We start from the raw sequence: 13,994 nt of genomic DNA, 5'->3' as shown, positions 1-13,994 counted from the left end.
CCACAACATCAGAGACCGTTGCACGCCCGGTTAGAACGGCGACCGGTAACAGAGCATATCTCATGACTATTCAGCTTTATGGCTTCTGGCGCTCGAATGCGGCGTTTCGCGTTCGGGTCGCGCTAGCGCTCAAGAATCTCCCGTTCGAGGAGATCGACGTTGATATTCTTTCCGGTCGTCAGTTCGATCCGGCTTACGCCGATGTGAATACGGAGCATGTCGTTCCTACTCTCGTTCACGATGGCCATCGCTTTTTCCAGTCGCTGGCTATTCTCGAATATCTCGACGAGATCCAGCCCGAACCGAGGCTGCTGCCGATTGAGGCGAGAGAGCGCGCATACGCGCGATCGCTCGCGTTGGTCTCGGTTGCAGACTCTCATCCACTCACTGTTCCACGCGTGCGGAAGCATCTCGCTCAGGCGTTCGGCTCTGATCCTGTCGCTATCGCGTCGTGGTGCACGCATTGGATACGGGAGGGCCTATCGACCTACGAGCGACTGCTGACCCGACAGGCAGCCGCGCCGTTCGCCTTAGGGGCGACGCCAACGATTGCGGACATCTGCATAGCGGGACAGATCGCCCTCGCAGAAGTCTATCAAATGGATCTTGAAGCGTTTCCCAAGTTGGGGGCGTTGGGGGCGCATTGCTTTGCATTGCCAGCGTTCGCCGGCGCCCATCCGTTCAAGCAGCCTGGCTATCAACTCGCGAGCGAGCGGCGGTAGCGACTAACGATTTGCCCGACGCTTTAATTTTGTGGAGTGGCAAAGAATGGCTTTTGGTATGCTTGCTCGTTGCATCTGATGGATTGTCAGTCATTCATTAGGCGATGATATCGACGCATCGCGGTTGTGGGCGAGGGCTGGAACCTTATCGTTCTGCACCACACCGATTGCGGAATTACCCAGAATCTGAGGTTTACGGATAGGAGGGCAGGATGGTCCTGTTAGCCGGTCGGAGCAATGCCGACCGGCGACTAACAACCAGACGGCCCGCACGAGTTGTCGATTCCAAATCTTGTCGGCGCAGGTGCTGAGCTTTTCCGGCCGCGTAAGAGCATCGGATTTGATACTCAGGCAAGTCCTGGTTTCGCCTTAAGCGTGACTACCATCGGTTCTGGGATTGGAAAACTTCCTTTGTTCGTAGTGATCTGATCGCCAACGATGGCCGTTCGGTCGGTGTAGGATCCTCGTCATATATCGCGCTGGAACGACAAGGATTGGCAGCAAACGTCTTGGTTGGAAAATTATTCGGAACTCGACGGTCATGGGCAGTGAAAACGGCAAAGGCAGAGGCGCGAAACTGAACGCGCGCTACCAGTATCTGTTATTTGAACGGCGAAAAGTGTGGCGAGCGAGCCGAGAGCGGCCGAGAATATAATAAATGTAATCGGAGGAACGGCTATTTATTAGGACCAGGCTGAGGCGGAGACTTGAAATAATGAATCGGCTGCCCCATCTCCCCGAATTCCCAATGGAATCTATCATAAAATAGATTTAATGAATTCAATTCCGATTTAGCTTGACTCCCCGCGGCCGCATATGAGAACCAATTTCGTGAGAGATTGAGATATCAAATAAAACGCTTAAGAATTTCAAAGCAGACATAGAAATTTCGATTAAGATCTGGGCGGGGCCGGGAGATCCGGCGTAAAGGCGACGTCGATACGGGAAGCGCCCCTAGGCCCGATGAAGAGCCAATTGGCAACCAGCCGGAGGTAAGACGGCCCGCGCCCGACGGACAACGGGAATTCCAGTAGACAAGCTACGCGTCGCGCGTAGCAACCGCCAACTGCATATGCAGTCGACGGAGGGGAAATCTTTTTGGGCGGGCACCGGGTGGGTGCGGCCCACAGTTTTGGGTTTGGGGGCAATCATGTCAATCGATCAACTCTTCGATCCGCAATTTCCGGGTACGACGCCGTATATTCCTGCGGATACAAGCCGTGTGCGCAATGACCTGTCGAAGGTGAAGCGGGCAAATAACGTCACCTATCATTGTTTCACGTCGGCCCGCGATACCGACACGAGCAATAAGGTCTGTGAGGGGATTGAAGAATTTGTGGCGGGCAGAATGCGTCACAGGCCTCAGGGAGAGAAAGACGGCGCAGCGATCATCGGTGCTGAGCTGATCCGTTTCCAAGGCCAAATAGCCCCGAACGGAGAGACGTACAAATCTGGGAGATCGGATGAATTTGTTTCTTCAATCTCGTTATTGCAGATCGACATCGACAATACGGACAAGGAGACGAAGCAGTGCCGCGCACGCCCCATGGGGGCGGAAGACATCGAGGCCTGGTTTGCGAAGACGGGATATCAAGGATATTATTACACAACCTTTAGCCATCGACCGGATTGGCCACGCTTTCGCGTCGTTTTATTCTTCAAGAAGCCCTTCAAAATTCGCGATCGCCTCCATGAGCCGGAAGGCCAGCAGAGAGCGAAACTCTATCAGGAAGGCTACGCTGCGCTGGCGCAAGGGCTGTGCGGGGACAATTGGGATCACACCTGCAGGAACCTGTCGCGCATTTTCTATTGTCCCGCTTATCCCGAAGACAATCCGGACACCAAATCCTGGGCATTGAGCAAATTCATCGATGGCAACCCGATCGACTTTGACGAAGTCGTCGAAAAGCTCTCTCCTGTTCCGACGCGGCGCGCCAATCGCAGATCGAAATCACGTGTCGTCAGCGCCAAGAGACAGCAGTTTGATGTGATCTGGAGAGCTGTCCGCCAGAACTTCGACGCTGCCAGTTTTGTCAGTCGCCACGAACGGACAGCAAAGGAAAGGACCGAAGAAAAAGTCGAATTTTTCTGCCCCTTTGATGATGAACATGGTCATCCCGACGGCGAGGGATCAGGAAAAACGCCGGCCGTTGCCTTTAGCCCGGCTGGCGCGCAACATCAAACCGCGACGCTTCATTGCCTGCATGACGCTTGCAATGAGCGCGCACCCGCAGATTTCGTGTTCGCCATCCTAGAGCGCGAAGAGCTCGACTTCGAAGATTTTCGGGACTTCCTCGACGACGAGGGTGAGCGTCAATTCGACGATGCCATCGCAACCTTGGTGCCCGATTACAACCAAGTTGACGAGGCGATATTGGAGGTCGACGCCGCTGAACGCGGGAAGAAAGACGGCTTGGCATTCGCCGCCGTTAAATTGATCGCGCGTCTTCCCGCCGGTGTCGATAGCGAACGAGCGATCGCTGCGCTTGTCCCGGTATGGGGAAAAAGCGAAACAAGAATCGCAAAAATGGTGAAGGACGAACGAAAAGCCCAGCGGATGGTGCGCGCGCAAGAGACTGAGTTTGAAGAAAATCCCGACGAAGTTTTCCCGGGGCACGACTTCGATACTGCGCTCGCCAAAGCAACGCAGTTGCTCGAGGCGGGAAATGCCAAGAACCCGCGCGTTTTTTATAGCCCCTTCCAACAAGGCTACGTGCGGATATCACCAAGCCGCGAAGATCCAAGTCTTGAAACTCTAGGCGCGGAGGCAAGGTGGAGCCACGAAATCGGCAAGCATGTTCGATGCATGCACAGCTGCAAAACGCGCGGCAAATATTCAATACCTCCGCCGCAGTCACTGATCCGGGGTATTTACGGCAATCCTGAGTTGCTAGTTCCGACCTGTCAAAGCATCGTCCGTGTTCCGCTTTTTGGCCACGACGGCAAACTGCGAACAGAACGCGGCTATGACGGCGCCACCAGAACCTACCTCATTCCGTGGGGGACGTTCCGACCACTTCCGGACTTAATCTTACAAGCGCACGTCACAGAAGCGGTGGACCTGCTGATGCTCGCGATTCGCGATTTTCCCTTTTCCGACAGTTTCGTGGGGCTCGATTCATTGCCCGTGCGCGTCGATGGCGAGACAGACGACGACGGCTTTCCGGCGCCAAACTTAAAGAGAGGGCCATCGTCGCGGGCGCATGCCCTTGCCATGCTGCTAACGCCGATTGCACGCAACCTTATCCAAGGCCCAACGCCGATCCATTTGGTCGATAAGCCAAAGCCAGGAACAGGCGCCGGATTTCTGCTAGATCTGTTGTTTCACGTTATCGAAGGGCGTCGGGCCAGTGTTTTTGCACTCGGGCTCGATGAGGCGGAGCGGGCTAAGCAGATCACCACCAAACTTGCTGCAGGAAAGGCGATCATTGCTGCCGACAACATCAATCATCACGTCGATGACGCAGCCCTGGCGGCGGCCGTCTCCGGTGGCTACTGGGAAGGTCGTAAGCTTGGAAAGTCGGAGGACGTCGAAGTCCCAATCAAAGCAACCTACGTGTTTACCTGCAACACCGGCTCGCTGTCGCAAGAGCTGATGGAACGCGTTCTTCCTATTCGCATGGACGCGGCGTTGGACGATCCGTCAGGCGAACGCCCCGCCACCTACTTCAAAGTGCATGCGCTCGGTCAGCTTTATGGCGAATGGCTGGAGGCCAACAAGCTCGAGCTCGTCTGGGCGCTTCATATTCTCATCGCCGCGTGGCTCCAAGAGAAGGCGAAGGGCTATGTTTACAACGGGCGCGTACATCCGCGTTTTCCCGACTACAGCCGGGTGATCGGCGGCATTCTGGATGTGGCCGGTGTCGAAGGATTTGCGTTAAACCGCGAAGCCTATCTCGCAAGCCGCAATGATGAACGACAAGTCCATCGAGAGGCGCTGCTGCATCTGTTTCGTATAAACAGCGAAAACCCATTCTCCGCTGCGGATGCTAGCGACCACCTTGCGACAGGAGAGGGCAATCGCTTGAAATTCGACATTCTTCCGCGGGAGCGTCGTGATCGCCAACGCAGTGGCCAAGGACTGGAGATTTCTGTCGGACGATGGCTGGCTACGATGTGCGCCGAAACCTTTCATGCTCTACCCGATGGGACAACAGTGGCACTCACGAAGGAAAAGCGAAATGGATCGGGAGAATACAGCTTCAAAAAGATGTAGCTCTTGTAGCTCTTGCGCGAGGGGCGTCAGCCTCTCGCTTCAATGCGCACTTCCGGCAACCTCCCGAGCAAATTTAGACAACGATATCAAGTGTTCAGAGCAAATATTCCATTGTTTTAGGGAGATTGCCTTTTCTCTAAATTCAAAAAACGAGAAATATATGTAGCTCTCTTTTTTCTTCGCTGAAGCCGCCCGCGCGCTTTGGCAATCTCCCGTACAAAGGTTTGTAAGGACGGCGCTAACCAATTGACGCTTTTGCCCCAGAAGCTTCTGTTTTCGGCTTTTTCGCAACCTATATCTTCAACATCGGCGGGCTTTTTCGCCGATGGTTTCGTTTTTGAAGGTGTATTGCGTTATGGAAAAACAGAAAACGAAAGCTCGCGGCCAGATGCGGCCATTTTCAAAAGCCGACGTTGCCGTCATTCGCAGCAAACTATCTCTCAAGGGCTCGTCGCGCGACCTCGCTCTCTTCGAAATGGCGATTTCAACGATGCTGCGGGCATCCGACCTCGTGCGCATGACCGTCGCCGATGTCACCGATACCTCCGGCGCTGTGGTGCGCTCGTTCTCGACGCAGCAACGCAAGACAGGGCGCACGGTCCCGGTCCATCTGTCGGATGCGGCGCGCGCCGCGCTGAGCCGCCATATCGCGGCGGAGGGTTTGCCATCCTCAGCCTACCTGTTTCAGCGCCACGACCGCGCGGCCGGACGCACGGGCGCTGCGATCACACCGACGACGTTTCGCACGCTCGTCAAGTACTTCGCCGACCTCGCCGGCTACACCGACCACTCGACGTTCTCAGGTCACAGCACGCGTCGCACCAAGGCTGCAATTCTTTATCGTGAGACCAAAGATATCGAGGGCGTACGCACGCTGCTTGGCCACGCCAGCTTGGCCCATACGGCGGCCTACCTTGGCGTTGGCACGGACGAAGCGCTGGCGCTCGCTGCAAAGATCGAGATCTAGCGGTCACACCGGCTGGAGCGTGAGACGCACGCGGCCGCTACAGAACGGACGGGGGGAGGGGACCCAAGGCGGGTATACCCCTCCCGGCGGCTTCGATAGGCTGCCCACTGTCGCGACCAGAAAGTCAAAAATTATGGAGCGGGTGCGTGGCGTAGGTAACGGCCATGCCAACGGCGCCGCGTTCATGGGAAAGTCGGTCGGCACGTGGATATCAGAGAATGGGAAGGTCGTTGCTGAGGACGAGCTTGATGAGCTCTCTCTGCTTTGTGGTGCCGGTCTTCTGCAGCATGCGTGCAATTTGATTGCGGACGGTCACGAGGCTCACGTCGAAACGTTCGGCGATCTGCTTTGCATCCGGTTCATCGACCAAAGCGCGCAGCACCCGCGCTTCCGCCGGTGTCAGCCCAAAAGCGCTCGCGATAAGGTCGGTACCTCCTCGGGCCGAAGTCTGAGGGGCTCTGAATGCAAGCACGACACGGACCTCCGGCATGTCTTGCAGTTTTTTGCCCCGAAACGGGGCGGCACGGACAAAGAGCGGCGGCCTGTCGCCGGCGCGCGGAATTTGTAAGGAGCCGCCGCGGGGTCCGATGCCGCGAGCGGCGCAATCGACAGAAACTTAATTTCTATTCTCGGGGAGGGCCCATTTGCGCGGGACCTGCACCGTGGCCATCCCTTTACTGAAAGTGCTCGCTTGGCTTGATCATGTGATCGCTGTTGATAGAAGCCAACACCTTTACAATCTCGGTCATGCTGACAGTGCCGATGGGCTTTTTAGCTTCATCGACGACGACCGCATCTTGTCTCGCTTGGAGGACGACTCCAGCGGCGCTGGCGGCAAGCATTGTCCCAGGAAGGGTCGGAGCACCGGCAGCAAGAGTTCGGGCTGGCGACATGATCGATTTGACGGTGACCACACGGCCGCGATTTACGTTGCGCGTGAAGTTCGCCACATATTCGTTGCTCGGATTGAGAACGATTTCCTCCGGAGTTCCGATCTGCATAACCTCTCCATCACGCATGATTGCGACGCGAGTTGCGAGCCGGATGGCTTCGTCAAAGTCGTGCGTAATGAAAACGACGGTCTTCTGCATGATCTTTTGAAGTCTCAGAACTTCGTCCTGAAGCTCATGACGGATCAGCGGATCGAGAGCGGAGAATGGCTCGTCGAGAAGCCATAACTCAGGATCGACTGCGAGACTGCGCGCGATGCCGACGCGCTGCTGTTGACCGCCGGACAACTCATCGGGATAGGCTTTCTCTTTACCGTTAAGGCCGACAAGCTTGATGAGTTCTTGCGCGCGCTTTGCCGTGATCGCTTGCGGCGCGCCTTGGATCTCAAGCGGGAAAGCGACGTTTTCCAAAACCGTCTTATGTGGAAGAAGCGCGTAGTTCTGGAAAACCATGCCCATCTGATGCCGGCGCATTTCGCTCAAACGGTCGTCGGATGCGGTCACAAGATTTTCGCCTCGGAATTCGACGCTGCCGTACGTCGGTGGCGCCAGCTGGCAAATCGCGCGCAGCAGCGTGGACTTTCCCGATCCCGACAACCCCATAATCACGAACGTCTCACCGACTTCGATATCGAAGCTTACATCGCGCACGGCTGCGAACAGACCCATCTGCGTCATAGTATCGACGGACGGGGGAGAGGGGTACTTGCCAAGAAGGCCCGGCAGGTTCGCGCCGAAGATTTTCCAAACGTTGCGAATGCTGAGCGCCGGCACGCGCTTGGTTTTTTCGGCGGTTGCGGATTTCGACTGCATCACTGGGGTTCCTTCATTCCGCGATGTCTTTGCGCAAATCCTCTTAGCAGGCGATCAGCGACAACGCCGATGGCTGCGATGCCGAAGCCGGCTGTCAGCGCTTGGCCGGGATTGGCATGTGAAATGGCGAGGATGGTTTCGTGTCCGAGATCGGTTGTGCCAATCAAAGCGGTGACGACGACGGTCGCGAGTGCCATCAGCATCGACTGGCTGACGCCAAGGAGAAATTGCGGGAGGGCCGCTGGCAGTTCGATCGACCAAAGCAGCTGCCACGGGCTGCAACCGACTTGACGCCCGACTTCGCGCAACTCCAACGGGACGCTGCGGAAAGCCGCTTCGGTGTACCGGATGATCGGGCAGATGGCGAAGCAGACGATCGCAAAAATCGACGGCACATCACCCGAACCGAACAGCATGACCGCTGGGATCAGATAGATGAAGGGCGGCATTGTCTGCATTGTGTCGACGATCGGCAGGATGGCTTTTGCGCCGCGCGCCGAACGTCCGGCTATGATACCGAGAGGCGCGCCAATCAGAATCGACAATAGGACACCGGCTGCGCACAAATAGAAGGTCTGAACCGCCCGGTCCCAAAGGCCGCTGACCGCCAGGAAAGCAGTTAGAGATCCAAGGAATGCCGCTCGCCGCCACCCTCCCGTGCGCCACGCTCCTGCGATGACAAGAAGAACAACGAAGCTCCACGGTAGCGACAGCAGCGCCGCACGTATAGGCATTAGAATATCGAGGAGCAGGAATGTCTTGAACGCGTCGAGGGGACCGTAAATCAATCCGACGATGTTATCGACGACATTATCGACGTAGCGCGCCGTCGAGATCGTCCAGCTTTCTGGATAGTGCGCGAGCGGAGGGTAGACGAAAGATATCAGCGTCGGAACAAGCAGGCACAGACCGATAACGATCCAGAATGATCGCTGCGATGTTTGTTCGCGCCGATGCTGACGATTGCTGATGGCTTGGAGATAGCGATCGATGAGAATGGCCATGAGTGTTATGCCGGTACCTGCAACGAGACCGGCACCGAGCGCTAGGCGTTGAAGCGCGAGAAGGACATCGTTACCGATTCCGCCTGCTCCGATCAGGGCAGCAAGAATGACTGTCGAGAACGATAGCATGACGACCTGATTGACGCCGAGTTGCAACCTCTGCCACGCCGTCGGCACCAGGACTTTCCATAGAAACTGCGAGCGGCTGCAGCCGAGCGAACGGCCGAGTTCGCCAACGCGCGCCTCCGCTTCCTCTAAGCCGAGCGCCGTGCTGCGTACCATCGGAGGCGCGCCGAAGATGACGATCGCGATGATCGCCGGTACGCCACCGAGGCCGAAGAAAATGATGAGTGGCACGAGATAGGAGAAAATCGGGATCGTCTGCGCCTGATCGAGCACGAACAAGATGGTCGCACGGTGCGACGGATGCCGATAAAGATAAAGGCCGCCGAGAAATCCGAGGGCGATGCCAAGCGGGACAGCGACGATCATCTGGCTGAGCGTCACCATCATGCTGTCCCACAGCCCAAATAGCAGCAGGAACGCGCACGTGATCGCAGCGAGAACGGCAAGTCCCAGTCCGCGAGCGTGGTAACAAACGGCAGTTGCGGCGAATGATAGGCCAAGCCACGAAAGCGGTGGCACGATTTGAACGGCTTGATCTCCGTATCCGCTGCTCACGCCGGTTTGCAGCACTGCCTGAAGCAGAGAAATCGGGGCGTTGAGAAGCGGAACCGACCATCTGAAAATGGATTGAACGGAAATTCCGAACGCAATCGAAGCAGAAAGTGCGTCGAAGACCGCATTAATCATTCGGTCGAACGGAATGATCCACGCTTCAGGCCAGGAAGCGAGCGCTGTAAAAGCCCAAGACAGGGGAATAGCCGCAAACGCAGCGACAATAACGATCTTGGACACGGATGAGAGATACGCGCGCAATTTTGCGCGCGTATCCGTGTCCATTCCTACCCCCGCCAGAATGGTCACTGCGTCCACTTCGACCACCGGTCCTTGTTCGCGGCAATCCAGCCATCGACGACAGTATCAAGAGGTTTGCCTTCATTGGCGATCTCGCCGGTCAGGTGACCGTATTCATCGTTGGTCATTGTGAACGACTTCATGAGGGCATAGGCTTTTGGCCATTTCTTCTCGGCATCCGCGTTTGCAAACTTGACGATCGGAGCGGCTTTCTTCTCGCAGCCAAACCCCTTCTTGGGGCAATCATCGGTGTAGGGCGGCAGATCGACAAACTCGCCCTTGTACGCAAGCGGCGCCCAATGCGGCGTGTAAAGCCAAGCGAGGATTGGTTGCTTGCGCTGGTATGCGGCTTTCACTTGCGCGAGCAGGGCTGCCTCGGAACCGGCGTGAACGATCTGAAAATTCAGGCCGAGTGTTTTGATCCGTTCATCATCGTTTCCGCCCCAGTCTTCCGGGTTCAGAAGCAGGCGGCCCTTGTCGCCAGTCTCGGGCGTTGCGAAAAGCTTGGCGCAAGCGTTGAGGGCCTTCCAGTCGGGCAGCCCCGGGCATTTGTCTTTAACGTATTCCGGATACCAATAACGGTCCCAGCCAACGAGTCCTGTCGGGCCAATTTCGACAGTTTTTCCGGTTTTGAGGGATGCCTCGGCCATGTCGGCCTCGGACGACATCCAGATTTCGGTGACGAAGGTCACGTCGCCCGTTTGCAGACCGGTGAAAACCGCGGTCGCGTCTACCGGAACGACCTTAACGTTGTAACCCATTTTTTCGAGCAACTTCTTCACGATGTTGCTCGTGATCGTGCTACCGGTCCAATCCTGCTGACCAATGACGATCGGGTCGGTGGATTCCGGACCGGCGTTGGCGATTTCACTTCCGGCGAAGCAGCTTGCCACCATAGCAATGGCCGCCACGCCTCCGCGCATGCGGCGAACGACATCTAAGAACGACATTTTCCGTGTGTCTCCTGTTTAGTTGCGAAGATCTCAGGCGTGCCCCATCGTTCCCGCTCAGGTCATGTTCCTGAGCGGGTGATTTTCGTTTCTCAGTTGTGCGTGCGTTTTAGAGCACGGCGCAGACGGACTTCACTTCAGTGAATGTACGGATGGCTTCGGAACCTTCTTCTCGTCCCCAACCGGATTGCTTGAAGCCGCCGAAAGGAAGCGCAGGGTCGTAGAAATTGTGCGCATTGATCCACACGCTGCCGGCCTTGATCCGTTTCGCCATCTTGTGCGCGACAGAAATGTCTCGCGTCCAAACGCTGGCGGCGAGGCCATAGATCGTGTCGTTAGCCTTGGCCGCAATCGCGTCGAGTTCATCATCGCTGAATGACTGAGCGCACAACACGGGTCCGAAGATTTCCTCGCGCACGACCGACATGCTATCCGTCGTGTTGGCAAGGATTGTCGGCTGCATGAAGAAGCCGGCGCTGCCAATGCGTTCTCCGCCTGCTACAACCTCGGCGCCTTCCTGCTTGCCTTGATCGAGGAAGCCCATGACCTTCTGAAGTTGGGCCGACGAGATCATCGGGCCCATCGTCGTGTCGGGCTCAAGCCCGTGGCCGATCTTCAGCTTTTTGCTTTCCGCGGCGATGCCTTCGAGCACCCGATCGTGGATCGATTTGTGCACGTAAAGCCTAGTGCCCGCCGTACAGACCTGGCCCTGATGGAAGAAGATCGCGCTTGCAAGACCCGGAATGGCTTTATCGAGATCGGCATCCGGAAAGACGACCATCGGCGACTTGCCGCCGAGTTCCAGCGTCACGCGCTTGAGGTTGCCCGTCGCGGCTTGCGCAATTTTTCTGCCCGTCGCGACGGAGCCGGTGAAGGCAACCTTGTCGACACCTTCATGTTCGACGAGCGCGGAACCAGCAGGCGAGCCGTATCCAGTCACAACATTGATGACGCCGGGCGGGAAGCCGACTTCTTCTGCGATTTCGGCGAACCGCAGCGTGCTCAGAGGTGTCAGCTCAGACGGCTTGACGACGCACGTGCAGCCGACGGCAAGAAGCGGTGCGAGCTTATAGGCCGTCAAAACCAGTGGGAAGTTCCATGGCGTGATTGCGGCAACCACACCGACCGGCTCACGCTGTGTGAAGGCGTGATACTCGCCGGGCGCCGAGAGCGAGACGGTCTCACCACAGGCTTTTCCCGCCCAACCCGCCATATAGTGATAGATATTGGCGGTCAGGCCGACGTCGACATATTTCGCATAGGCGAGCGGCTTGCCGCAGTCGATGGCTTCGATTTCGGCCAATTCGTCGCCAAGCTCTTCAAGTCTGCGCGCGAGCTTGCTGATGAGCTTGCCGCGTTCGAGACCGGGCATATTGGCCCACACGCCGCTTTCGAAAGCCTTCCGAGCGGCCGCGACGGCTTTATCGATATCGGCAGCAACCGCGGCCGTCGCGCTGCTGATGACGTTCCCCGTCCCCGGATCGACAACGTCGATCCTTTCGCCCGAAACGCCTTCCGTCCATGCGCCGTCGATATAGAGCTTGTGCTTGCGCGCGAAGAACTCTTGGGTCTTGGCCGACGGAGCGGGTATCGTGACATTGATATTCATGGCGGCGTTCCTTTGACTAAGGCTCAGGCAGCGGCGGCGGATTTTGAGCTGGAGAAATTGTACGCCGCAGCGATGATCTCAGCTGCGCGTTCGCCGATGATGACCGTCGGCGCCATCGTGTTTCCTGTCGAGATTGCCGGCATGATCGATGCGTCGGCAATGCGCAGACCTTCGATGCCGTAGACTTTGAGATTGCCGTCGACGACCGACATCGCATCCCGTCCCATCTTTGCCGTGCAGCTCTCATGGAAGTAAGTGCCGGCGGCATTGCGGACGAAGTTTTCCATGTCGGCGCCCTTGAGGTCGCCCGGCATGCATTCGCGCTTGCGGTACGGCGCGCAGAATTCCGAATTGCCGATATCTCGGCACATCTCCACGCAGCGAACCATCGCCTTCATATCTGTATCCGTGCTGAGGAAGTTCGCGAAGATGAGAGGCGCGTCGAACGGATTGGAGCTTGCGAGCTTGACTTCGCCGCGGCTGTCGGGGCGTGCCAGGCCGGGAGCAAGCGTCCATGCCGATGCCGGTCCGACGGGCAAGTCGAATTCTTTGCCGGTTACTTCACTTCCGAACGGCGTCTCTTCAAGGACCGGCATGAGGTCCGGTGTCTTGAGACCCGAATGCGATTTCGCATAAAAGACAAATTCAGCTGCGTTGTTCCGCGGCGGCTCGGGCACGATGTATTCCCAGCAGCAACCTGCAAGCAGAATGTGATCCTGAAAATTCTTGCCGACGCCCGGCAGGTGTTGACGAACGTCGATGTTATGCCGTTTCAGTTCGGCTTCATCACCGATGCCGGAGAGCATCAGGATTTTCGGCGTGTTGATCGCGCCAAGCGACAGCACGACTTCTTTATCCGCAGAAACCGTGAAGCTTTGTCCGCGGCGGACGAAATTCACGCCGGTGACGCGCTTCCCCGTGAACGTCAGGCCGGTAATTTCCGCGCACATCAAGATGTGTAGGTTAGGGCGATCCATGTACGGGTGAAGATACGTTGCCGACATTGAAACGCGCTGGTTGCCGTTCTGAACGAGGACGTTCGGCAGGCCGCAACCGCCGTCTCCTTCCATCGCCGCGCCGTTGATGTCTTCGACGAAGGGAATACCTATCGCCTCGGCGCCTTTGATAAGGCCCGCAACCAACGGGATCGGATCTTCCGGTTGGAGAATGTTGAGCAGGCCATCGGTACCACGGCGCTTCGCGTCGGCGGGGCCATTCCATTTTTCAATACGGCGATAGATCGCGAGAATGGATTCATAATTCCAGGCCTGATCACCGGCTTCTTCCGCCCAGAATTCGAAGTCGTGCTTGTGCCCGCGCGCCCAGACCGACCCATTGATCGACGAGCCGCCGCCCAGCAGCTTGCCCATCGGAAGCAGCGGTGTGCGCCCGTTGACAGTCGGCGAGGGTTGCGCCTTGAAGCCCCAATCGCGTTCGGTGCCGATGTTCCACATCCATTGCGTGGAATCGATCACCGACGGCACCCGATCGCTGCCGCCCGCTTCAAGCAGCAGGACATTGACGTTCGGATTTTCGGCGAGACGCCGTGCGACAACGCACCCAGCCGATCCGCCGCCGCAGACGATAAAGTCGTAAGACGATCTGATCGTCTCCGTCATGATCTCTCGGTCGGGAGAAAGAACAGAAAGGGGCGAGGATGTCATAACAAGAGCTCCGTGAGTTGGTCAGATTTCGGATATCGTTTCAGCGTCGCATGCGAGCGCTAAAATGTTCATGTGGGTGGGCGCTGTTTGAGCGCGTGGGAAGAGGTGATGCCGATGTTAC

General features: G+C 57.2%; 9 protein-coding genes. 3 read left to right on the top strand and 6 right to left on the bottom strand.

Translation table 11 applies throughout. The features are described from left to right. Positions 1-62 precede the first annotated feature (62 nt). From maiA to ACLB1Z_RS11830, 3 genes are all read left to right on the top strand, one after another. Positions 63-722 carry a maleylacetoacetate isomerase gene (gene maiA, locus ACLB1Z_RS11840; protein ID WP_409560036.1) on the top strand — a complete coding sequence of 220 codons (660 nt, stop codon included), beginning with the start codon at positions 63-65 and terminating at the stop codon, positions 720-722. 1,072 nt (positions 723-1,794) lie between these two features. Continuing rightward, positions 1,795-4,938 carry a hypothetical protein gene (locus ACLB1Z_RS11835; RefSeq protein WP_409560035.1) on the top strand — a complete coding sequence of 1,048 codons (3,144 nt, stop codon included), beginning with the start codon at positions 1,795-1,797 and terminating at the stop codon, positions 4,936-4,938. A 355-nt stretch (positions 4,939-5,293) separates the two neighbouring features. Further along, positions 5,294-5,905 (top strand): tyrosine-type recombinase/integrase, encoded by a 612-nt coding sequence (locus tag ACLB1Z_RS11830; protein ID WP_409560034.1) that lies wholly within the window; start codon positions 5,294-5,296, stop codon positions 5,903-5,905. 211 nt (positions 5,906-6,116) lie between these two features. On the opposite strand, the gene ACLB1Z_RS11825 is transcribed toward ACLB1Z_RS11830, so the two are convergent. The 6 genes from ACLB1Z_RS11825 to ACLB1Z_RS11800 all read right to left on the bottom strand — a co-directional run bounded on the left by ACLB1Z_RS11825 (position 6,117) and on the right by ACLB1Z_RS11800 (position 13,873). After that, positions 6,117-6,377 carry a helix-turn-helix transcriptional regulator gene (locus tag ACLB1Z_RS11825; RefSeq protein ID WP_409560033.1) on the bottom strand — a complete coding sequence of 87 codons (261 nt, stop codon included), beginning with the start codon at positions 6,375-6,377 and terminating at the stop codon, positions 6,117-6,119. 202 nt (positions 6,378-6,579) lie between these two features. Beyond that, the gene (locus ACLB1Z_RS11820) at positions 6,580-7,668 is read right to left on the bottom strand and encodes a glycine betaine/L-proline ABC transporter ATP-binding protein (protein ID WP_409560032.1); all 1,089 of its coding nucleotides are present in this window, start codon (positions 7,666-7,668) and stop codon (positions 6,580-6,582) included. Next, positions 7,668-9,635: an ABC transporter permease subunit gene (locus ACLB1Z_RS11815; protein ID WP_409560031.1), complete on the bottom strand. Its 1,968-nt coding sequence runs from the start codon at positions 9,633-9,635 to the stop codon at positions 7,668-7,670. The genes ACLB1Z_RS11820 and ACLB1Z_RS11815 overlap by 1 nt, the downstream gene beginning before the upstream one ends. A gap of 20 nt (positions 9,636-9,655) precedes the next feature. Beyond that, positions 9,656-10,600 (bottom strand): ABC transporter substrate-binding protein, encoded by a 945-nt coding sequence (locus ACLB1Z_RS11810; protein ID WP_409560030.1) that lies wholly within the window; start codon positions 10,598-10,600, stop codon positions 9,656-9,658. 109 nt (positions 10,601-10,709) lie between these two features. Then, entirely contained in the window at positions 10,710-12,209 is a 1,500-nt protein-coding gene (locus tag ACLB1Z_RS11805) for an aldehyde dehydrogenase family protein (RefSeq protein ID WP_409560029.1), read from the bottom strand. A 23-nt stretch (positions 12,210-12,232) separates the two neighbouring features. Then, complete coding sequence (locus tag ACLB1Z_RS11800) at positions 12,233-13,873, bottom strand: GMC family oxidoreductase (protein WP_409560028.1); 1,641 nt, start codon at positions 13,871-13,873, stop codon at positions 12,233-12,235. Positions 13,874-13,994 lie beyond the last annotated feature (121 nt).

The organism is Hyphomicrobium sp. MC8b (genome assembly GCF_905067615.1).
In the GTDB taxonomy this organism is placed as follows: Bacteria; Pseudomonadota; Alphaproteobacteria; order Rhizobiales; family Hyphomicrobiaceae; genus Hyphomicrobium_B.
The sequence above is the reverse complement of the archived record's forward strand: the minus strand, read 5'-3'. Positions and strand labels throughout refer to the sequence as shown.